The sequence below is a fragment of the Pedobacter humicola genome (assembly GCF_056490705.1).
This window is the reverse complement of record NZ_JBWJIG010000004.1, coordinates 117156-139724: the sequence shown is the minus strand read 5'-3', so window position 1 is coordinate 139724 and position 22569 is coordinate 117156. Positions and strand designations below refer to the sequence as shown.

Genomic DNA, 22569 nt, shown 5'->3' with positions numbered 1-22569 from the left:
AATGAATACGATTAAACCCAATTATAGCGATTATGGGCTTTCTGCCACAATGAGCATGGAATTGCGGAAAATTGTAGAATCTCAACTCGTTGAGGATTTAAGATTTTATGGTGTAAATACGATCAACCTAAAATTTGATTGGTCTACTAGTTGTTTTGAGGGTCACGACAGGGAATTTCTAGGTAGTTCTTTGGAAAATTATTCTGGGATTTTAGTTTTTAATGCTCAAGATAATCTTATTGCTGATGGATGGATGGATTTTATTGATTGCGATAATCTATTTGCCTATTGGGACATTGTTACTTGTTGGGAAGGAACCAATAAATTAAATGAAAAATTAGAGTTTGGAACCCCTAAACATGTGCTGGATAGGATTAATAAAACAAAAAATGAATTATAAACAATACTTCGAAAAAGCACAACAAGCTAGTCGTACCTTAATTAGCCTAAGCAAAGAAACAACAGATGCTGTTTTAACAGAGCTGGCTGCTGCTTTAGTAGCCAATACTGAATTAATACTTGCTGAAAACGTTAAGGATTTAGCTAAAATGCCCATCGAAGACCCTAAATACGACAGATTAAAGCTTAGTCAGGAGCGTATTGCTGATATTGCGAATGATCTTAAAAATGTTGCCAGCTTAAGCAGTCCATTGGGTAAAATTATTTTGGATAAAACGCTGGAGAACCAGCTTCATATACAAAAAGTAAGTGTACCATTAGGTGTGGTTGGTGTAATTTACGAAGCCCGGCCAAATGTTACGGCCGATGTATTCTCACTTTGTTTTAAAACCGGAAATGTTGCTGTGCTCAAAGGCGGCAGTGATGCAGAGTTTTCAAATCTGGCCCTTGCGAAAGTAATCCATGAGGTGCTAGATAAAAACGGAATCAGTGCTGATGTTTTAACGCTGCTACCCGCAGAACGCCCAGCAACCGAAGCTTTATTAAATGCAAGAGGTTTTGTAGATGTTTTAATTCCGCGGGGAAGTCAATCGTTAATTAATTACGTACGCGAAAACAGTAAAATCCCCGTTATTGAAACAGGAGCTGGAATCGTGCATACTTATTTTGACGAAACTGGTGATCTGAAGAAAGGCAAAGCGATTATTTTTAATGCTAAGACCAGAAGAGTAAGTGTATGCAATTCTTTAGATTGTGTGCTCGTTAATCAAAATCGACTTACTGATTTGCCTGCGCTTTTATCTCCTTTGGCCGATGAAAATGTGGAGCTATATGCAGATGAAAAAAGTTATACGGTATTAAAAGCTTCTTACCCAGTACAGTTGTTAAACCAAGCCAAACCTGAACATTTTGGGACAGAGTTTTTATCGTTAAAATTGGCAGTTAAAGTAGTAGCTGATTTGACTGAAGCATTGAACCACATTGCCGATTATAGCTCTAAACATAGTGAGGCCATTATTTCTGAAGACCCCGATAATATTGCTCAATTTTTAAACGAAGTGGATGCTGCCGCGGTTTATGCCAATGCCTCTACCGGATTTACGGATGGTGCACAATTTGGCCTTGGCGCCGAAATTGGCATTAGTACCCAAAAACTACACGCCCGCGGTCCGATGGGATTGGAAGAACTAACCAGCTATAAATGGGTGGTAAGAGGTGATGGGCAAGTGAGGGGGGGTGTCTGATGTAAGATGTAAAATGGATGATGGAAGGGAATGAATAACCAATTATCCAAGTGCAATGACCACTGAATACCGTCGATGAACATTAACATTCTCTATCATCTATGTATGGGGGGTACAAGATATTGGTTGATGGTTAACGGACTATGGTTTATTAGCCGTTATGGCCATCAACTATGCGTCAAAAGACTATGGACTATCGAACTAATGGCCATGAAAGATTGAACCTATAGCTCAAATACCTCTCCTCTTTCGGGTACGACAACATTAAAACCCTCTTCTTGAAGCGACAGTGATAAACTTTGTAAGCTCTTGTCTTCACCGTGAACCAGAAATACCTTTTTGGGTTGCCCCGTTTGTTTAATTGTTTTTACCAGATCGTTATGATCACCATGGCCACTTAAAAGATCAGTTTGGCGGATGGTAGCATAAACCATCATTTCGCGGTCTTTAATCCTTACGATTGGTGCGCCACTCAACAGTTTATGGCCAAGTGTTCCTTTTGCGCAATAACCGATAAAGAGAATGGTACAATAATAATTCTGAATGTTGTAATACAGGTGATCCTGGATCCTTCCACCTTCAAGCATGCCGGCCGATGAAATGATAATGCAGGGATCAAAGTAATTAGAAACATCTTTACTTTCTTTCATCGTTTGAACGTAAGCCAGGTGCTCAAACTCAAATTCATCGCCCATGGTTTGATAAAAATCCTTCGCCTCCTGATTAACCAGGTTATGGTGTTTACGGTAAACCTCAGTAGCTTGAATGGCCATGGGACTATCTACGAAGATCTGTATGGGTGGCAACAGTTTTTTAGTAAAGATCTGGTTCAAGGCGAATACCAGCGACTGCGTACGGCCGATGCTAAATGCCGGAATAATTAATCGTCCAGGGCTTTTAATGCAGGCCTCGGTAATTTCCTGAACCAACCTTTCTTCTAATGTTTGGTTTTTGGTGTGTATTCTGCCGCCATAGGTGGCCTCACTTACCAGATAATCGACCTCTGGCAAGGGTTCTGGATTGACCAATACGGGGTAGTTTTCTCTTCCAATATCGCCGGTAAAGGCAATTTTCTTTTCTATTCCGTTGTCGTTTATGGTTAGGATGGCTGCAGCAGCACCCAGTAAATGGCCAACGGGAACAAAGGTTAGGCTGATATCGCCGTTGATTTTAAAAGCTTTGTTAAAGGCGATGGTTACAAAACGATCAATCGTATCCATCACATGTTTGTGCAGGTACAATGGTTTTGGACCGCTAAAATTACCGCGTTTAGTGCGTGGTTTGCGACTGGCCTTTCTTAGAAAAAGTTCGACTGAATCAAATAGTAATATCGAAGTTAAATCGGCGGTTGGTGGTGTACAGAGCACCTGACCATCAAAACCCAGGCGTACCAGCGTTGGTAAATTGCCAGAGTGATCGATATGGGCATGAGTTAGAATTACAAGGTTAATACTTGCCGGATCGAATGGGAATTGTTGGTTTTCTTCCTGGTAGGTATCCTTCTCATAATCTAATCCGCAATCTATCAGTATCTTATAATGCCCAACTTCCAGCAAGTGCATACTGCCTGTTACTTGTTGTGCTGCGCCCCAAAACGTTAACTTCATCTTCTTATCTGTACAGTAAATTCTTTAGCCGTAAAGTAGTACAATTGATGGGATTTTTAAACAATCAGACGTAAATTTTTAATTATAGTATATCGTTTTCTCTGAACTTGAGAATCCTTAATATTTCAGTTTTGGCTCCTTCTGAAAAATCTTCTAAATCAGCTTGTGTGATTGTTTTGTCTAAAAGCATAGCGATCACAGTATCAAAAAACCAGGAATTTCTGAGCCCGTCATATCTTCTGGCGATATGTTTGTCAAAATCTTTTACTGCAGTAAAATTTTTATAGTAGTCATCCCTATTGTCTTCAGGCTTTTGGGTTTTCCATTGATCCAAAACTTCAGCGAATTCGCGCATGCCTTTATTAATTCTCTTTGTAAAGCTACCTCAAATAATTTTCTGGCAACTTTGTTATCTGCTTTTGAAAAATCCATCTTTTTTAATTGATACCATAAAGATAAGACGGTCTGTTATACCTAGCCAAGCTCAAACTCAACAAAAATATTTTTTATCTTTGTAAAAAACATTTAGCATGCAAGAGCCTTTTGATATAGAAATCGGACCGATTAATTATTCAGTTTTCCCTGAAGGAAATGATTCTTATACCATTTTTAAAGATGGTAGAGAATATATTCAGATTCAGAAAGATACCTCATCGATCTGGTTAAAAATGGATTATAAAACTGAACTGCCAATTTTTGAAGAAGATGAAGAAGTAAACGCCATCGGTCAGGCCATTGAAAAATACGTGCCCGAAGAAGAGGATGAGGACGAAGAAGAGTTATAGCCATAAAAAAAGGCCCGATTTTTTAAGATCGGGCCTTGTGCTTTATTGTGGTTTTACCTGGTGCAATTTGCCGTCCAGGTTTGGCCGTCTTTTACAACCAGAACTTTGAGGTTGCTGGCATCAATGCTGATTCCGGTTAAACCTGAACCTACACTTACATAACTGTTGTCGCTTTTCTTTTCAAACTTTACACCGGTAATGTCAGGAATGTTATTGCCAAAATAAAAATTATAGGAATCGCCAACTTTACTTACGGTTACTTTTCCATCAGTACTGTTGATGGTCGTTTCACCATTACGGTAAGAAACGGTCCCATTGTAGGTACCTACGAAGAAATCTTTGTCTGCGGGATCGGTATCTTTTTTACACGATACCATTACGGTTAATGCTATCAATAGCATGCTGAAAATTTGAACTGTCTTTTTCATCTCTTTCACTTTTTTTATTTTTAATAGGATAAATGTAACAGCCCTATGACAATGACTATGCCAGAAGATCATTTCTGTTGGAGAAATAGGCTTAAAAAATCTGATGAAATGAAATTATTTTTTATTTTAAAACATTGTAATACAGATCTTTGGTGTTTTTACAAAAAAACAATAGACTAAATTTTTTTAATCGCTGATTTGAGCGATAGCTTTAAAGATTTAGGACTGTAAAACTGTTCAGTTTAAAAGAATTTGATCAATTTCTCAATTGATAAAGTCCAACATTTGCAGTATGAAGATAATTTTTTCCGCTCGGGATAATCAACTTAGGAAATTCATCGCATTTCAGGTAATGTTTGAGCGGAAACTTTGAATGAGATGATTAAGGAGCCGATAAACAAGAAGATTAATTTTCCATAGATGATATTTGCCGCCCGACAAAATTAATTTTTATCTAGATAACAGATAAATAACCATCAAATTTTTTCAGAGGGTTTAACCCGCCCAACCGTCTCTGTCTAAACTCCTGAAATTGATCGATTCAGCCAGATGTTCAAGCTCGACGTTCTCGCTCCCTGCTAAATCGGCAATGGTTCGGGCCACTTTTAAAATCCTGTCAAATGCCCGGGCCGATAAACCTAACCTTTCCATAGCTGTTTTTAGCAGTATGGTTCCTTCACTACTGATTTCGCACACTTTGCGTACCATTTTCGGGCTCATTTGCGCGTTACAGTGTAAATCTTCCTGGTCGGCAAAACGGACATCCTGAATTGCTCTGGCTTTAATTACCCGGGCCCTGATCCCATCACTTTTTTCAGCCTCCTGTTGAGAAGCCAATTCTGTAAAATTAACTGGTGTAACTTCCACATGAAGATCAATCCGATCTAAAAGTGGCCCAGATATTTTACTCAGGTATTTTTGAACAACACCAGGAGCGCAAACGCAATCTTTTTCGGGGTGATTGTAGAAACCGCAAGGACAGGGATTCATCGAAGCCACCAACATGAAACTGGCAGGATATTCTACTGAAAGTCTTGCTCTTGCAATAGCGACTTTCCGGTCTTCCAAAGGCTGTCGCATTACTTCCAAAACAGTGCGCTTAAACTCAGGCAGTTCGTCTAAAAATAACACCCCGTTATGAGCCAGTGATATCTCCCCAGGTTGTGGGTTTATTCCGCCGCCCACTAAGGCAACATCGCTAATGGTATGGTGGGGCGAACGGTACGGACGTACGGTCATTAGCGCATCAGCCGCCGAAAGCTTTCCGGCAACGGAATGGATTTTTGTAGTTTCTAAAGCTTCGTTTAAATTTAGCGGAGGTAAAATTGTTGGTAACCGTTTGGCAAGCATGGTTTTGCCTGCTCCCGGTGGACCAATTAAGATAACATTATGCCCGCCCGCTGCGGCTATTTCTAATGCCCGTTTAATATTTTCCTGTCCTTTAACATCTGCAAAATCGTGCTCATAATTATTGATGTTTTTAAAGAATTCTTCCTGGATATTTACCTCAACCTGTTCAAGCGGTTCCGTTTTGTTAAAGAAAGCCACTACCTGGGCCAGATTTTCTACACCATAGGCAATTATCCCACTTACGATACCCGCCTCGCGAACATTTTGTTTGGGCAATATGAAACCCTTAAAGTCATCTTGTTGTGCTTGTATCGCAATGGGTAAGGCCCCTTTTATGGGCTGGATGCTTCCGTCTAAAGAGAGTTCGCCCATGATGAAGTAGTTTCCCAATTCGCCACTTGGGATTTGGCCTGATGCGGCCAAAATACCTATCGCTATTGGCAGGTCGTAAGAGGAACCTTCTTTTTTAAGGTCGGCAGATGCCAAATTGACTACGATTTTCTGCTTGGGCATTCTAAAGCCCGAAATGTTGATCGCGCTGGCTACACGCCTAAGGCTTTCTTTAACTGCATTATCAGGCAAACCGACCATGTAGTACTTGGTACCTGCACTGATACTCACTTCGATTGTTATGGTGAGTGCATTTACACCATAAACAGCACTCCCGTATGTTTTTACAAGCATTAATTTTTAATTAAAATAAATAGGGATGTAAACTATTCGGGATGAATGTTGGTCTAATATAAAGATTGTTCAGATAATGATCAAATTTTAGTAGCGATAAAGCCTTGGCCTGGATAGAGGATAAACAAATAAAACAAAAAATCCCGATCATTTCTGATCGGGACTATATTTTCAGGTTGTTGACCTTATGCTTTACGCCCTCTACTCTAAACCGACCTAACTATCTGCCAAAGGGCATTTTAGGCATGCCTTTCATCATTGCTGCTGCGGCTGCGGGGTTCGAAAACTGTTTCATCATTTTGCGCATATCTTCAAACTGTTTAATCAGCTTGGTTACCTCTTCCACTTTGCTTCCAGAACCTTTTGCGATACGCAAACGGCGGCTTTGCTGGATACTATCCGGGTTTTCTTTCTCAAACGGAGTCATCGAGTTGATAATGGCTTCGATTGATTTAAAAGCATCATCCTGGATATCCACGTTTTTCATCATTTTGCCAACACCCGGTATCATGCCCATCAAATCTTTCATGTTACCCATTTTCTTGATCTGCTGAATCTGGTTGTAGAAATCGTTGAAATCGAATTTATTCTTGCGGATTTTCTTCTGAAGTTCTGCTGCTTCTTTCTCATCGAACTGCATCTGCGCACGTTCAACAAGCGAAACCACATCACCCATACCCAAAATACGCGATGCCATACGGTCTGGATAGAAAACATCAAGTGCTTCCATTTTCTCACCGGTACCGATAAATTTAATCGGTTTGTTAACCACCGATTTAATTGAAAGGGCAGCACCACCACGGGTGTCACCATCTAACTTGGTTAAAACAACACCAGTAAAATCCAGCCTGTCGTTAAATATTTTGGCAGTATTTACCGCATCCTGACCCGTCATCGAATCCACAACGAATAAAATCTCGTGCGGTTGTGTTTTCGCTTTAACTTCCGATATTTCGTTCATTAAAGATTCGTCGATCGCCAGGCGACCTGCCGTATCGATAATGATGACGTTATTTCCATTTTGTTTACCGTGTGCAATACCTTCTAAGGCAATACCAACAGGATCGTTCGATTCGCGGTTGGCATAAACCGAAACACCAACAGAGGTTCCTAAAACCTCCAGCTGATCTACAGCGGCCGGGCGGTACATATCGCCGGCAACCAATAAAGGTTTTTTACCCTTACCCTTTAAGTGCAGCGCGAGTTTACCAGCAAAGGTAGTTTTACCCGCACCGTTTAAACCTGCAATTAATATAATAGTAGGATTTGCCTTAGTATCTAATTCCGTAACTTCGCCACCCATAAGGGCTGCAAGCTCATCGTTCATGATTTTGGTAAGCAACTGTCCCGGAGAAACTGCTGTAAGCACGTTTTGCCCCAAAGCTTTTTGCCTTACATCATCGGTAAATGCTTTTGCTGTTTTATAGTTAACATCGGCATCTAATAATGCTTTACGTATCTCCTTCATGGTTTCTGCCACGTTGATTTCCGTAATGCTGCCCTGTCCTTTTAATACTTTAAATGCTCTGTCTAGCTTGTCCTGTAAATTATCAAACATCTTTTTTTAAGCTAAAAGCTTTGTGCCGAAAGGCAAAAAGCTACTTGTTTTTAATAAAAGGCAAATGTATCAAATTTTGCTTGTAAATCTTAGCAACTCAAAGTCAAAACTTTAGGGTAAATGAATATTATATTTAGGCGTTGGTGCAACATTTTGCTTTCGGCGCAGTCTTATACCTGATTAACCTAAACCAATGAAACGCTGCATCCCTCTTGTTTTCCTGTTTATCTACACGTTTTGTTCTGCGCAGGACATTTCGAAACAAAAGCAACTGGATGCAAAAAGAACCGCTCAGATTCCTAAAATAGACGGTATTCTCGATGACGAATGCTGGAACAACGTACCTATTGCCACCGATTTTTTTCAGATTAGACCAAATCCCGGAAAGGTGGAAACCAAGGACCGCCGTACCGAAATGAAGGTACTTTATGACGATGTTGCCGTTTATGTTTATGCCCGCATGTACGATCATCCTGATAGTGTATCACACGAACTGGTTTCGAGGGATAATATTGGTAATGCTGATTTCATTTCGATTATTGTGGATCCATTTTATGATAAGATGAATGGGAATGGTTTTTTTGTAACGGCTGCAGGCGTGCAGTTCGATGCCAAATACTCGCAAGTTGGCGATGAGGATGCCAACTGGAACGCCGTTTGGGAAAGTGCTGTTAAATTGGACGATAAGGGCTGGACCTGTGAAATGAGAATCCCTTATTCTGCCCTCCGGTTTTCGGGTAAGGATATTCAGAACTGGGGCCTGAATTTTAGCCGGCGGATACAACGGAGCAATACACAGACTTTTTGGAACTTTGTTGATCCTAAGGTAAACGGCTTTATCAATCAGGAAGGACTTTGGATGGGGGTTAAGGATATTAAACCTCCGTTAAGGTTGTCCTTTTCGCCATATATTTCGGCTTATGTGAACCATTACCCGGCTAATTTACCCGGGGTAAAAAACACAACCGCTCGATTTAACGGTGGCATGGATGTGAAATACGGTATCAATAATAGTTTTACCTTAGATATGACTTTGGTGCCCGATTTTGGTCAGGTACAATCTGATAACCGGATCTTAAACCTCACCCCTTTTGAGGTGAAATTTAATGAAAACCGTCAGTTTTTTACTGAAGGAACAGAGCTGTTTAATAAAGGCGATCTGTTTTATTCCAAACGTATCGGTTCTATCCCTTCTTATTACGATTATAACGGGGTGGGCAATGGCGACAAAATTATAAAAGATCAAACGGAAGCCAAGGTGCTCAACGCGACAAAAATCTCAGGGCGGACGGCAAAAGGTTTGGGGATCGGGATTTTTAACGCGGTTACCAATAGCATGAAGACCGAAGTGGAAGATGCACAGGGCAATACCCATGAAGTAGAAACCCAACCACTTACCAACTATAATATCCTGGTTTTCGATCAATCTTTAAAAAACAACAGCTCTGCAACATTTATCAACACGAATGTGTTAAGACAGGGCTCAGCCTACGATGCCAACGTAACGGCTTTGCTATTTAACCTGAACAATAAGGGGAACAAATACTTTGTTAATGGCGCAGGTAAAATGAGCTATTTACGGGGCAAAGAAACCAGTACCGGATACAGTTACGGACTTAAGTTTGGTAAACAGAGCGGTAATTTTCTCTGGAGTTATTCGCAGCAATATGCCGATGATAAATTTGACCCTTCCGATATGGGTTTTTTTACCAATAACAATTTTTTAGATCAGGTAGCAGACTTCCATTACAACATTTATAAACCAAGCAGTTGGTAAAATCAGTTGTTCAGCTATTTAAATGTTTTATACTCACGCAGAGCGATGCCAGGCAGTTTTCAAACTTTTTCTATAGAAGGCGGACCTTATGTTCAATTCAAAAACCTTTGGTCGGCAGAAATCAATGGGATCTATACGGCTGCAAAAAACGATTTCTATGAATCGAGAAACGGGCAGGTATATAAGGCTCCAGAAAGCTATAGCGCAGTTTTATACATTAACCCTAACCGCGCAAAAGCTTATAATTTTGGCGGAAACATCCGCTACAGGGAACAAGAGCTTTTTAAGGGTAAAGAATACAACTTTTACTTTTTCCAAAACCTGAGGTTAAATGACAAAATCGCTTTTGGTCTGGATCTTAATTTTAATCCGAACTACAATTATGTAAACTGGGTAACAGCACTGGGAGATCAAGCTATTTTTTCTAAATACGACCGTCGGACCGTAGAAAACTCTTTTGATGCGAAATATACCTTTACCAATTTGATGGGTTTAACCGTGGTATTGAGGCACTATTGGAGCGACAGAAGGAATAAAGAATTTTTCTTGCTGAAACCAGACGGCAATTTAACGGATTATGCAGGAGCGCCGCTAAGCGGACTGGACAGAAACTATAACGTGTTCAATATCGATTTAATTTACACCTGGCAATTTGCGCCCGGCAGTACCCTTTCTGTTTCCTACAAAGATGCAGCAGAAACCTCCGATAATTATTATACACAACGGTACAATAAAAACCTGAGCGGGATTTTAAATGCCCCGCAGAACAACAGCCTTTCGGTAAAGGTTTTGTATTATGTAGATTATCTTGATCTGAAGAGAAAGAGGAAAAAGGTTTAAAAAGGCTGGCAATAGCGTTCAACGACTAAAGACTGCGGAATTTGGACTCCAAACTCAAATCAACGTGCTTTACCCGGGCTTATCCCAAACTTCTTGCTAAAAGCATTGCTAAAATGTTGTACAGAGGAATAACCCAGTTCGTCGGAAATATTCTTGATGTCTTTACTGTTATCGGCCAATAATTCTTTGGCCCGCATCAGCTTGTAATCGCTTAGATAACCAAAAACAGTATTTTTAAACACTTCTTTAAAGCCATGTTTTAGTTTAAACTCGTTTATACCTGCAATTTTCGACAGCTCGGTTAAACATGGAGGATGGTTGGCATTGGCTAGAAGATATTCTCTGGCATAATAAATACGCTCTTTATCATACGGTTTAAGGGCAGTACCTTCTGTTTTCTTAGCCGCCTCTTCAAATGCCTGTGCCTGTAGGGCCAACAGCTCCAAACATTTAGATTGTAGGAATAACAGTTTTAATCCACCGGTAAAATGGCAGTTCATAATATCGCTGATACAACTGTGCATCGCCAAACTAATCGGCAGGTTTTCTGATGATAGTTCTACCGAACGGTTATTCATGATGTTCTCGGCAAAATTCTTTAACAGGACACTGCTCTCGCTGGTTAAATCGATAAAACGTGATCTTTCGAAATTTACCTCAAAAAATTTATGCGGGCCATTAGTGTCGAACTCGGCCATCCCGTCGAAATCAGGACTATAGATAATATTGTGTTGATTGGCTTTAATATCTAAGCGTTTATTGGTCAGGTAATTTTCCATTATCCCTCCTCCTGTAAGCGCAAAATGAAGCTCCACTACATCAGGTTCATCAAAAGCTTTAATACGCAGGCGGCTCTGTTTTACTACCATATCGCCATAAACAATGTAAATACCCGAAAAAGCGATCTGCACAATCTCTGCATCACCAAAAGGAAAACTGTATCTGTCTCTCCTTTCGGTTACCAGTGGCTGATTAAATTCAGCAATATCAAACTTGTTTCCAACTACATAGTACTCGTGGTTACTATCGTAAATGTTTAAGGCCATAAAATCCTTTTGATATAAACTTTAATCCTTTTGGTATAAAAAGATCCGTTTGTTAGACAACTACTTTTGTTCAAAGTTACTAAACAAAAGCATACGATGCCTAAATTACCTTCATGGCTGGCCAACACAATGGAAAAAGTGATCAGCAATAAAATATATCAAGTAGAAGTTGTCGAAACCAAAATGTTAAGCAGCAACTTAAAGTGCGTTACTTTTAAAGGAAATTTTTCCGATGCCAGATTTGTACCCGGAAACGAGGTGTTGTTTAGAGTGAATGCCAACGAGTACAGGCATTATACGCTGTCGGGCTTTGATGAGGCGAACGAAACCTGCGAAGTGATCTTTTATCTAAACAACCAGGGTCCTGGCCACAGCTTAGCTGTAAATATCCAAAAGGGCGACCATTTGAAGCTAATTGTAGATCGTGCAAAGGTGAAATACAATGAAGAGGCGAATCAGCATTTCTTTTTTGGTGATGAAACCAGTTTGGGCCTGTACGAATCGCTGGGAAAAAAAGTGATGGCGGAGGATGTGGAATACTTTGGTGTTTTAGAATTACAGGAAGAAAACCTTAATTCTGTTGCTCAGCTTAAATTATTAATCGATACCGTACCTGCTGATGCGAACGCTCCGGCAAAAAATGCCATTAACTGGATGGAAAACATGCACCCCATCTGCTGGGAAATGTGGCAAAATGCCACGTTTTATTTAACTGGCAGGGCCAAATCGGTGCAAGAGTTTAAAAAATACCTGAAACAAAGAGGCGTAAGCTTTAAGCAGATTATCACCATGCCCTATTGGGAAATTGGTAAAGTTGGTGGCGGATAATTTACACCGCTACCTCGGGAAGGTAAAGGCAAAACCGAGGGCCAACGTTTGGTTGGCCTGTATTTTATTCGTACCGGTATCATCATCAAACAAAAGCACACCTGTTAAACTGGTATTCATAAACCTGTTGATTTTTGCCGTTAAAGCAATATCTAACCTGTGGTCAATTTTGCTTGCCTTAAAATCCTTGTATGGAATGAACATCGCATAACGGGCTTTTAAGTTCGTGTTGGTGAAAATATCCTTGTCAAAGGCACTCACCACCTGGAAGGCCAGCTCATTTTTAAATTTTTTTCCTTTTTCAACCGCATAAACCTCGTTTTTACTGTCGTAAACTGCTGTATCAAGCACAAAGGTCTGCCGGGCTGTACCGGTACCAATCCGGGTGGAGAAATAGGTAACAGGTTTATATTCAAAACCGATCGATTCTGTCAAATAACCTGGCGCCATAAATTTTGAAATTAAAACCGCCTGCTCGTCCCCGTTTCCATCTCTATAATACCTGAAACCTTTATCAAACTGGGATTCGAAACTTACCGAACCGAAGAAGAACCAGCTTTTCGACAATTGAAAGGAAGCTTTATTGTCCCAGAAAATACGGTCGTTGGTTTTCTTTTGTAGCTGATCTTTGTTTTTTATTTTACCGTACTGCAAAACAAGCTCACTCACATAACTATAACTGTTTTTGTTGTATTCCGCTTTCCAGTTTACCAAGCCGCCAACGGCAACCGAGTTGGTACCTCCGCCCTTCCAGTTATTGCTAAACTGTGCCTGGTTTACATTGATGCCAATATTGGTTCTGGTTTTCCAGTAATTGATCTTTGCGTTTACAACCAAAGGTTTAATTTTTACGGGCTCAAAGTTTAAGGGGCCCTGTCTGCTTGGCAGCGGACTGCGTTTCAATTTAATGTTCAGGTCTTTGGTATTGATCGGAATGGTATCAATTTCCTGTGCATATAATTTTGTAGAGCAGAAACTTAGAATCAGGATGATGGCAGCTAAACAGTTCTTCATTACCTACAAAGAAAAAGAAAAATTTTAGAGATAAAAAGCATTTAACAAAATGATTGTCAGATTGACAATTGAATTTAGGGTTAAAACAGCTGTTTCAGATCTTCCTGATCCAGCCATACCAGTTACCCTTTTTCAGGTAATTCAAGTCTGCTTCATAAGCATAGGCTTCCTTTTCGAAAACGATGTTACGATAGGCTAGATCGTGGTTTTTGAATTTGAAAAGGTTAATCAGGTAGTTAAGGAGGTATAGGGCGTAAAATGGAAAAACGAATAATTCAAGCTGCTGCCTTAAATGGATTTTTTCGTGGTTAATGATCTCAAGATCGCTTTTAAGTTTTGCTGATTTTAGCAGAATAAACGGGAATAGCGCCATACCGGCCGCCGGTAGCTTTTTAACGATGAGAATTGGCGCTTTCACAGTTTCTCAATCGTTATTTTGGGCAATGCGGGCAATTGTAAGGCCTTCGGGTTTAACCGGTAACTTTTATAGGCATTTCTGATAAACAGGTTAAAGGCATAGTCGGTTGCATCTAATACAAACTGATATGTCGGACGGTATTGTTGCATAAAATCCGTCAGTTCATCATCTTTTATACCCAAAACCTGACGCACCAAATTGGCATTGAAACGGTAGTCGATCAGATCTTCACGATAATCTTTTTCGAGGATCTTTTGCAGGTGACGGGCATTCCTTCCCTGTTTACTTAATAAATTATAAATGGCATCTATACCTAAACCAACCCCGCCATTGCCCAAATTCAATAAATCTTTACTGCTGCCTTTCATGGTCTGGTAACGGTATTCCTGAACATTTTTTTCGTATTGCTGCTGGGGCGTTAACCTTTTCCTTTGAATAACCACGTCTCTCAATCTAATCCCCAGCGAGTTTAGTTGAAAATAGGCTGCAGTTTGCCCTTTATATACCATGGTATCTACTCCATAGCCCGATAACGCTGCAACCAAAGTATCACCAGGAATGGCAAAAGTGCTGAATTCTCCCTTGGTATTGTTGTATAAACCATCACCTGTACGTAGATTGTAAATATAAACCTTGGCCAACCGCTGTTTGGTTTCTTTGTCAATAACGATTCCCTGCACAGGTTTTGTTTGTGCAAAGAGCAGCGTAGAACAGCTGAAAATAAAAATTAGGGTGAAAAAAAATTTCATCAGACTACAAAACTACAAATATATGGCAGGCAATGTTTGTCCTTAACATTATTTAACCTTAAGAATCTGACCTAATTTAATGGCATCAGTGCTCATTTCGTTTAGCATTTTCAGTTGATCAACCGTTAAGTTAAATCGTTTTGCAATATTGTATAAGGTATCCCCTTTAACAACGGTATAAGTTCCGTCGGCAAGAATGGGTTTCGCTCCCGGAGGAGGGGTTTCAACAGGGGTAAATTTGGCTTTTTCCTGCGGAATATTTTGATTGATTTCTGTAAAAACCCTATCCTCACGGGCGATCTTCTGTTTTTCGCTTTCAGATTGATCGTATTGATAAAGCTGATATTTCTCAATAGTATTGATTAAAAGATCAGGGTATTTTGGATTGGTAGCATAACCCGCTGTCTTTAGCCCCTGTGCCCAGCTTTTGTAGTCGTTTTTATCCAACTGGAAAAGAAAACTGTAACGTTTGCGTTTTAAAAATTCAGAGTGGTCCCTGAACGATTCGCGTGCATCTTTATAGACCCTGAAACAATCGTTTTTCTGGTCGTCATCGCGGAAATAGTTTTTCCCCTTCCAATCTGAAGTGCATTTAATGCCGAAGTGGTTGTTGGCATATTTGGCCAGGTCGCTGTTGCCACTACCCGATTCTAAAATCCCCTGCGCCAGGGTAATACTTGCCGGAATCCCATTGGCATTCATTTCTTCTACCGCTACGCCTTTAAACTCGTCGATATAACTTAAGGTATTGTAACTTTTGTACGAATTGTTATTGGCTTTATTGGCTGCTTTTTCGATCTGTTTATTGTTTTTGGAAAATTTCCGCGTACCGCAGGAGCTAAAAAAAACGAGGATTGCCGCTAATAGAATATAAGGATTGGATGAACGCATTGTTGGGTTATATGGTTAATTGTGAAATGAAAATTGCAAACTTTTATAGGGTTAATTGTTGAATGGGTTAACTGATTAATTGAGAACTCATGACTCAAAACTTAATTCTCTGTCCAGGTTTAAGGTCTGCCTTTTTCATGCCGTTTTTCTGCATCAGTGCTTTAACCGTAGTGCCCTTCTTTTTGGCAATTGCCCCCAGGTTATCGCCAGATTTGACCGTATAAGTTTTGCTTGTTCTTCTGCTTTTTGTGCGATGGCGTACCGGGGTGGCATAAACCGGTTCTTCGTAACCTTCCGGCCGTTCATCGTACTGGTAAAGCTCATATTTTTTAATCAGACCAATTACCTGACTTGCCCAGCTTCTGCTGCTGGCATATCCACAGCGGCGGATGCCATAAGCCCAGCCCCGATAATCATACTGGTCGTATTTTGCAAAAAGGTTATTAAAGGGCTCCCGAGTTTCCATAATTTCGACAAAATGGCTATAAGATTCATCCGCATTTAAATAATCACGGTATGAAGAACGGATTTCGGCATTGTTGTTTGGGCCCTTTACACCAAAATGATTGTTGAGGTGTTGTGCAATTTTGCTGTTTCCTGCTGCCGATTCGTGTATGGCAACCGCTAAAATAATGCTGGCCGGAATTTTATGATCGTGCATTAAACCCTGTGCATATTCTACATGTTCAGCAATATAGTCTTCCGTGTCTTGCGCCTTTGCAACGATTCCCGTTAAAAGCAACAGACAAAAAGTAAAGATTTTTTTCATGGTTTTTATATTTTCGTCATTACGAGGCACGAATCAATTCTGCAACAATCGCTAATTAACCCAGCGCTTTAAGATTGTTTCGTGCCTCTCAATGACGATTTTTATATTTTCCTGATCACAAACAAACCATCCCGAACAGGCAGTATCAGTTTTTCAACCCGTTCATCTGCAGCGATTTTATCATTAAAACTAATAATATTTCTGGTGTCTTTGTCCTGTTTTTCCTGAAGTACTTTTCCACTCCATAGTACATTATCCACAATGATGATCCCGCCCGGGCGAACACGATCGAAAATCAGATCGTAATATGTGCCGTTATTTTTCTTATCCGCATCGATAAAAACAATATCGAAAACCTCGTCTATATTGGCTATTGTCGTGGTGGCGTCGCCAAGGATGTATTTAATCTGATCGTTATATGCTGACTTTTCAAAATGGCTGCGGACCATATCCTCAAGCTCTACATTAATATCCAGAGTATACAGCAAACCATCTTTACTTAGCCCTTCGGCCAAACATAAAGTAGCATAACCGGTAAAGGTGCCAATTTCTAAAATTCGTTTTGGTGAAACCATTTTGCTGAGCATGCTCAAAACCCGGCCCTGATAGTGGCCCGAAAGCATACGGGGCATTAAAACTTTAAGGTTGGTTTCGCGGTCGATCTGCTGTAGCAGCTCGCTTTCAGGTTCGCAGTAGGCAATTAATAAATCTTGTAAATCGTCGTTTATCAGGCTCATTTGTTGGTTATAAACGGTTACTTTCCATAAAATATTGTAGAATGATTGTTGCGGAGATGGTATCCACCCGGTCTTTATCCCTTCTGTCCATTTTTTTTAGGCCACTTTGCATAATCGCCTGATGGGCCAGTTTAGAGGTAAAACGCTCATCAACCCAATGTCTCGGGATATCGGGGAACGACTTTTTTAACAGCGTTGCAAAGCCTTTTACATGTTGGGCCGAATCAGACGGAGATCCGTCCATTTGTTTAGGATCGCCCAACACAAAAGCCTCTACCGGCTCGGTAAGCATATATTTCTTAACGTATTCGATTACATCTTTCGGATGCACCGTATCCAGTCCTGTTGCAATAATCTGCAAAGGATCGGTTACCGCAATGCCGATGCGTTTTGTGCCATAATCAAATGCGAGGATCCGTGCCATAAAAATAGTTAAGCGTTGGGCGTAAAGCGTTTGGCGCCCTTTTAAAAAATAAAAGCCAAAGGTAAGGTTTTTTGGGAAATGCGTTTTAGGCTAAAAAGCTTCTTCAGGGTGAATCTAACCCTATTGCAGCGGCATCCCCAGATTAGTTCAATTTGGGATATAGCGGAAAGAGGGGCGGACTGAACAAAAGGATCGCTGGAACCTGCTTTTCTAAAAAATAAAATGTCGTTTTAATCTAAAAAATACAGATTCTGAAACAAGTTCAGAATGACAAGGCTGTGAATCTCATATCTATTTGCTATTTTGCACCAAATGCAGTTTAAAGAAATCATCGGACAGGAAAGAGTGAAGCAACAATTGGTGCAAACGGTTAAGGAAAACCGCATTAGCCATGCGCAGCTGTTTTTGTCGCCTGCCGGTTCTGGTGCGCTGCCTTTGGCCATTGCTTACGCACAATACATCAATTGCCTTAATAAAGGCGAAAATGATAGCTGTGGCGAATGTTCAAGCTGTAGAAAATATGAACGTTTGATTCACCCCGATCTCCATTTCTCCTATCCTTTTTTTGCCTCAGCTAGTGTAAAAATTGCGGTAGATGTGCTCGAAGAATGGCGTAACATGGTGATGCAGGATCCTTATTTCGACATCGATATCTGGCGGTCGAAACTCGATGCAGCCAATAAACAGGCCAATATTAACATTGCCGAATGCCACGATATCATTAAAAAACTAAGTTATAAAGCCTTTGAGGCCGAAACCAAGGTTTTGATTATGTGGTTGCCCGAATATCTGGATAAAGCGGGTAATGCGTTGCTGAAACTGATTGAAGAACCGCCAGCAAATACACTCTTTATTTTAATTGCACAAAGTCAGGACCAGATTTTAACCACCATTTTATCGCGGACGCAGATTGTGAAGATTCCGAAACTATCTTCAGAAGAAGTAACCGGATACCTGTTAAATAGCAGTGGATTAAACGAACATCAGGCCATCGATTATTCTTTTCTGGCCGATGGAAACTTAATTGAAGCCAAAGCTTTGGCCGCCGATACGCAAAGCGACAGTTCGGGCACCTTTACGGCCTGGTTGAGAATGGGTTTTGGTAATAAAGTTCCCGATTTAATCGACTTTACCGATGAGGCAGCGAAGTGGGGAAGAGAGAACCAAAAGAATTTTTTAAAATATGGCGTAAATTATTTACGCGAGTGCTGTTTGATTTTAAGTGGTGCCGAAGAACTGGTAAAATTGCCGCCATTGACCTTCGAAACCGCAAAAAAACTAAGTACACACGTACTTACCTTGCCTATGGCAGAGGCCATAATTGGCGAACTGGAAAAGGCACATTACCACATTGAAAGAAACGCGAACCCGAAAATTCTGTTTTTAGATGTATCTTTACAATTGGTAAAAATTATCAAGTTTAAAACGCTCCCTGCGGGGACTCAATATATATACAATTAATATGGGATGTGGAAGTTGTTCAACAGGTGGTGGTTGCACCCCTAATGGATGCAAAAGTAATGGCTCATGTGGCACCGGTGGTTGCCAAACAATGGAAGTTCACGATTGGCTATCTAATTTGGATATGCCATCTAATTATAAACCTTTTCAGGTTACAGAAATCAAATTTAAAGGTTCACGTAAGGAGTTTTTCCTGAACAACGACAATATTTATCTCGAAATCGGAGAACTTGTTGCTGTTGAAGGACCAACCGGAGGTTTTGATGTGGGGCATGTTTCGCTTACCGGCGAACTGGTACGCATCCAGATGAAACGCCGCAAAACCGCGATGGACCAGGTAACTAAAAAAATCTACCGTAAGGCTACAGAGGCTGATGTGGAGAAATGGAATGCCGCCAAAGGAATGGAATGGGAAACCATGCACAAAGCCCGTAAACTGGCATTGGATCTCCGTTTACAGATGAAAATCAGTGATGTGGATTACCAGGCAGATAAAACCAAAGCCACTTTTTTTTATACAGCTGACGGACGTGTGGATTTTCGCGAGCTGATTAAAAAGATGGCCGAAAGTTTCCGCATCAGGATTGAAATGCGCCAGATCGGAATGCGCCAGGAAGCCGGCCGTTTGGGTGGTATCGGTTCGTGTGGTCGCGAATTATGCTGTTCTACCTGGTTAACCAACTTTAAAACGGTTTCTACAGCTGCGGCGCGCTATCAAAACCTATCGTTAAATACCTTGAAGCTTGCCGGACAGTGCGGTAAATTAAAATGCTGCTTAAACTATGAACTGGATACTTATCTGGATGCTTTAAAGGATATTCCGGACAGAATCGAAAACTTAGATACCGAAGCAGGTTATGCCCGTCACCAAAAAACCGATATCTTCAAAAAAATCATGTGGTTCAGCTACCAGGGTGATGAAAACTGGATTCCGGTTAAAGCTGCCCGCGTAAAAGAGATCATGGCGATGAACAAAGCCGGCAAAAAGGCTCCTAACCTAAAAGAGGAAGCTGTTCAAATTGCTGCGCCGGTTGTGGTAGAGAAATCTTTCGATTATGAAAATGTAGTTGGTCAGGACAGCTTAACCCGTTTGGATGAACGTTCGCGGGGTAGAAACAACCAGAACAAAAACAACAATCAGAAGAATAACCGCAACAACAATAATCAAAATAGAAGAGACCGGGTACCGGCAGGCGAAAAGAATGCAGGACCTAATAACAGGTCTCAACATCCTCAGCAAGGTGGTCAGAAACCTCAGCAAGCCGGGAAAGCACAACCGAACGGGCCAAGGCCTCAACAACAGACGGTACCGAAACCACAGCATGTTAACGGACCAAAACCACAAAATAATAAGCAGAAACCACAGCAGCAAGGGCCAAAACCCGTAGCAAAAGCCGAAGGAGAGGTTTCAGCAGACGGTGTTAAACCAGAGCAAAGCAAAAACAAGAATAGAAATAACCGTAGGAAAAACAATAACCGCCGAAATAACAACAATGGCCCAGAAAATAAACCTGCTGCAGAGTAAAAAGCAATTATTTTTGCTTGGTTTTCTATTGGTGACTTCACTATTTGTTGGCTGTACCGAGAGTGTGGTGGATAGCAATGTAGAAATTACCGACCGAAGGTGGAGTTACCGCAGGCATATTCTTACCTCGTTTGAAATTAAGGATAACGCCAAAGCATATAACATTTACTTTAAACTGCGGCATACTGCGGATTATAAATACGCCAATATTTTTATTCTTGCCCATTTTAGGGATGGGAAAAATATGGTCACCAAACGTTATCAATACAAACTGGCCAAGAATGATGGCGAATGGCTGGGCAGCGGTTCGGGGAATTTATTTACCTATACCTTACCCATGCTTACCAATTATCATTTTCCGAGAAATGGCAAATTTGCTATCGAAATTGAACAGAATATGCGTGAAAATCCGCTTTTGGAAGTGAGTGATGCCGGTGTTTTGGTTGATGTGGATAAATAAACGCCTGTTTTGTAATTAATTCTTAGTCTATCAATCTGTATTCGATTTTCCAGAGAGATTCCTTTACCCAAGGGCGGTGAGCTAGTTTGGCTTAGTGGCCGTTGCGTAAATTGACTGTACATTTTAAGAGAATGACATCAATTCCAATGCTTAAACCACAGATGCACACAGATAAAATCCGTATGTATTTGTGTGTATCTGTGGTTAATTAAGGTTGCACTGTATAAAGTTTATGTATTTGGCTAGGAAATTTAAACTATAAATATTGCAGCAGGCTTTCCAGTTTCATTCCACGTGATCCCTTTAGCAATACCAAATGGTTTAGAACGGGGTTTGCTTGCAGATAACCTGCCGCCTCGGCCGGTGTTTCGAAAAAGGTGCCTTCTACCTCATCTTTAAACGCGTAGAAATCTTTTCCGATAAAGATAATCTGATCCAGGCTACTTTCGCTGGCCTGTTTGGCAATCAGCTCATGCTGTCCGGGCGATTCGGGCCCCAGTTCGAACATATCGCCCAAAATGGCGGTCTTTTTATCGGCCGATAATACTGCAATATTTTTTAGTGCAGCGGTCATGCTACTGGGGTTGGCATTATAGAAATCGCAGATTACGGTGTTTTTTTCTGTTTTGGTGAGTTGCGAACGGTTGTTTTTAGGCTGGTAGTTCGATAAACCCGTATTAATTTCCTCAGGGCTCATGTCGAAAAAATCACCGATGCAGATGGCCGCAAGGATATTTTCGAAATTGTAACTCCCCGTTAAATTCGTTTTTACTGATGAAGAAACATCATGGTTGGTCCAGTCTACCTCAATAAAAGGGTCGCTGCTTTTTAAGGCACCCTTAATGGTATTGCCATTTTCAGTTCCGTAATAAATCAGTTTATTCAGGCCCGCAACAGCACTCATTTCGAGTAAGTAAGGACTGTCTCTGTTGATGAAGGTGTAACCGTTTGTTTCCTTCAGGTAGGCATATAATTCTGCCTTGCCTTTTTTTACGCCTTCAAAGCCACCAAATCCATCCAGGTGTGCCATACCCACATTTGTAATAATGCCATGTGTGGGCTGGGCAATGGTACAGAGCAGTGCTATTTCTTTCTGGTGGTTTGCCCCCATTTCGATTACCGCGATCTGCACATCATCGGTAATGGATAAGATAGACAGAGGAACGCCAATGTGGTTATTTAAATTGCCAAAAGTGGCAAAGGTTTTATACCGCTCTGCTAAAACGGCATTGACCAGTTCTTTACTCGTTGTTTTTCCGTTACTACCGGTTAAACCGATCACGGGGATGTTTAACTGTTTGCGGTGATGGCGTGCCAGATCCTGCAAAGTGCTTAAAACATCTGCTACCAATACACAACGATCATTTATAGCATACTTTTTTTCATCGATGATCGCATAGGCGGCTCCTTTTTCGATGGCCTGAACTGCAAATTCATTGGCATTAAAAAGGTCTCCTTTTAGGGCAAAAAAGATACAACCAGGCGTAATGTTTCTTGTATCGGTAGAAATAACAGGATTTTCCAGGTAGTATTCGTATAATTTTTCTGTTGTGATCATGCTTATCGTAAAAAATA

21 protein-coding genes and 1 pseudogene are annotated in these 22569 nt (G+C 40.7%); 8 read left to right on the top strand and 14 right to left on the bottom strand.

The genetic code is table 11. From position 1 onward, the window contains the following. Position 1 precedes the first annotated feature (1 nt). Positions 2-400 (top strand): hypothetical protein, encoded by a 399-nt coding sequence (locus tag AC04Q1_RS08515; protein ID WP_478363669.1) that lies wholly within the window; start codon positions 2-4, stop codon positions 398-400. Continuing rightward, a complete protein-coding gene (locus AC04Q1_RS08510; RefSeq protein WP_478363667.1) occupies positions 390-1643 on the top strand; it encodes a glutamate-5-semialdehyde dehydrogenase in 1254 nt (417 codons plus the stop codon). The genes AC04Q1_RS08515 and AC04Q1_RS08510 overlap by 11 nt, the downstream gene beginning before the upstream one ends. Positions 1644-1867: 224 nt before the next feature. Here the strand turns inward: AC04Q1_RS08510 and AC04Q1_RS08505 are convergent, their stop codons facing one another. Further along, positions 1868-3250 (bottom strand): MBL fold metallo-hydrolase RNA specificity domain-containing protein, encoded by a 1383-nt coding sequence (locus AC04Q1_RS08505; protein ID WP_478363665.1) that lies wholly within the window; start codon positions 3248-3250, stop codon positions 1868-1870. Positions 3251-3332: 82 nt separating this feature from the next. Then, positions 3333-3605 (bottom strand): hypothetical protein, encoded by a 273-nt coding sequence (locus AC04Q1_RS08500; RefSeq protein ID WP_478363664.1) that lies wholly within the window; start codon positions 3603-3605, stop codon positions 3333-3335. 175 nt (positions 3606-3780) lie between these two features. Here AC04Q1_RS08500 and AC04Q1_RS08495 point away from each other — a divergent pair, with 175 nt between their 5' ends. Then, the gene (locus tag AC04Q1_RS08495; protein ID WP_316845280.1) at positions 3781-4035 is read left to right on the top strand and encodes a hypothetical protein; all 255 of its coding nucleotides are present in this window, start codon (positions 3781-3783) and stop codon (positions 4033-4035) included. Positions 4036-4088: 53 nt separating this feature from the next. On the opposite strand, the gene AC04Q1_RS08490 is transcribed toward AC04Q1_RS08495, so the two are convergent. The 3 genes from AC04Q1_RS08490 to ffh all read right to left on the bottom strand — a co-directional run bounded on the left by AC04Q1_RS08490 (position 4089) and on the right by ffh (position 8055). Beyond that, positions 4089-4463, bottom strand: a complete 375-nt coding sequence (locus tag AC04Q1_RS08490; protein WP_478363662.1) for a hypothetical protein — start codon at positions 4461-4463, stop codon at positions 4089-4091. Positions 4464-4958: 495 nt separating this feature from the next. Beyond that, positions 4959-6497 carry a YifB family Mg chelatase-like AAA ATPase gene (locus AC04Q1_RS08485; RefSeq protein WP_478363660.1) on the bottom strand — a complete coding sequence of 513 codons (1539 nt, stop codon included), beginning with the start codon at positions 6495-6497 and terminating at the stop codon, positions 4959-4961. Between the two features lie 220 nt (positions 6498-6717). After that, positions 6718-8055, bottom strand: coding sequence for a signal recognition particle protein (gene ffh, locus AC04Q1_RS08480; RefSeq protein WP_478363658.1), 1338 nt, complete (start codon positions 8053-8055; stop codon positions 6718-6720). Positions 8056-8248: 193 nt separating this feature from the next. Between ffh and AC04Q1_RS08475 the strand changes: the two are divergent. Beyond that, positions 8249-10672: pseudogene (locus AC04Q1_RS08475) on the top strand (DUF5916 domain-containing protein). 59 nt (positions 10673-10731) lie between these two features. On the opposite strand, the gene AC04Q1_RS08470 reads toward AC04Q1_RS08475, so the two are convergent. After that, positions 10732-11718, bottom strand: coding sequence for a helix-turn-helix domain-containing protein (locus AC04Q1_RS08470; protein WP_478363656.1), 987 nt, complete (start codon positions 11716-11718; stop codon positions 10732-10734). Positions 11719-11814: 96 nt separating this feature from the next. Between AC04Q1_RS08470 and AC04Q1_RS08465 the strand changes: the two genes are divergently transcribed. After that, positions 11815-12546, top strand: a complete 732-nt coding sequence (locus AC04Q1_RS08465; RefSeq protein WP_478363654.1) for a ferredoxin reductase domain-containing protein — start codon at positions 11815-11817, stop codon at positions 12544-12546. Between the two features lie 9 nt (positions 12547-12555). Here the strand turns inward: AC04Q1_RS08465 and AC04Q1_RS08460 are convergent, their stop codons facing one another. The 7 genes from AC04Q1_RS08460 to ruvX form a co-directional block, all read right to left on the bottom strand. Further along, positions 12556-13560 carry a DUF3078 domain-containing protein gene (locus AC04Q1_RS08460; protein WP_316845268.1) on the bottom strand — a complete coding sequence of 335 codons (1005 nt, stop codon included), beginning with the start codon at positions 13558-13560 and terminating at the stop codon, positions 12556-12558. Positions 13561-13654: 94 nt separating this feature from the next. Then, positions 13655-13978 carry a hypothetical protein gene (locus tag AC04Q1_RS08455; RefSeq protein WP_478363653.1) on the bottom strand — a complete coding sequence of 108 codons (324 nt, stop codon included), beginning with the start codon at positions 13976-13978 and terminating at the stop codon, positions 13655-13657. Further along, complete coding sequence (locus AC04Q1_RS08450; protein WP_478363652.1) at positions 13975-14727, bottom strand: hypothetical protein; 753 nt, start codon at positions 14725-14727, stop codon at positions 13975-13977. Before AC04Q1_RS08450 ends, AC04Q1_RS08455 begins: the two co-directional genes overlap by 4 nt. A 48-nt stretch (positions 14728-14775) precedes the next feature. Further along, entirely contained in the window at positions 14776-15618 is an 843-nt protein-coding gene (locus tag AC04Q1_RS08445) for a glucosaminidase domain-containing protein (RefSeq protein ID WP_478363650.1), read from the bottom strand. A 94-nt stretch (positions 15619-15712) separates the two neighbouring features. Then, positions 15713-16387, bottom strand: a complete 675-nt coding sequence (locus tag AC04Q1_RS08440) for a glucosaminidase domain and LysM peptidoglycan-binding domain-containing protein (RefSeq protein ID WP_478363649.1) — start codon at positions 16385-16387, stop codon at positions 15713-15715. 101 nt (positions 16388-16488) lie between these two features. Continuing rightward, entirely contained in the window at positions 16489-17124 is a 636-nt protein-coding gene (locus AC04Q1_RS08435; RefSeq protein ID WP_478363647.1) for an O-methyltransferase, read from the bottom strand. A gap of 7 nt (positions 17125-17131) precedes the next feature. After that, positions 17132-17548, bottom strand: a complete 417-nt coding sequence (gene ruvX / locus AC04Q1_RS08430) for a Holliday junction resolvase RuvX (RefSeq protein WP_478363645.1) — start codon at positions 17546-17548, stop codon at positions 17132-17134. A gap of 312 nt (positions 17549-17860) precedes the next feature. Here ruvX and AC04Q1_RS08425 point away from each other — a divergent pair, with 312 nt between their 5' ends. The 3 genes from AC04Q1_RS08425 to AC04Q1_RS08415 are packed head-to-tail and all read left to right on the top strand — an operon-like array spanning position 17861 to position 20994. Then, positions 17861-19009: a DNA polymerase III subunit gene (locus AC04Q1_RS08425; RefSeq protein WP_478363644.1), complete on the top strand. Its 1149-nt coding sequence runs from the start codon at positions 17861-17863 to the stop codon at positions 19007-19009. 1 nt (position 19010) lies between these two features. After that, positions 19011-20534: a PSP1 domain-containing protein gene (locus tag AC04Q1_RS08420; RefSeq protein ID WP_478363643.1), complete on the top strand. Its 1524-nt coding sequence runs from the start codon at positions 19011-19013 to the stop codon at positions 20532-20534. Further along, the gene (locus AC04Q1_RS08415) at positions 20503-20994 is read left to right on the top strand and encodes a gliding motility lipoprotein GldH (protein ID WP_478363641.1); all 492 of its coding nucleotides are present in this window, start codon (positions 20503-20505) and stop codon (positions 20992-20994) included. The genes AC04Q1_RS08420 and AC04Q1_RS08415 overlap by 32 nt, the downstream gene beginning before the upstream one ends. Positions 20995-21250: 256 nt before the next feature. Here AC04Q1_RS08415 and AC04Q1_RS08410 read toward each other — a convergent pair whose 3' ends face one another. Continuing rightward, positions 21251-22552: a UDP-N-acetylmuramoyl-tripeptide--D-alanyl-D-alanine ligase gene (locus AC04Q1_RS08410; protein WP_478363640.1), complete on the bottom strand. Its 1302-nt coding sequence runs from the start codon at positions 22550-22552 to the stop codon at positions 21251-21253. Positions 22553-22569: the final 17 nt, after the last annotated feature.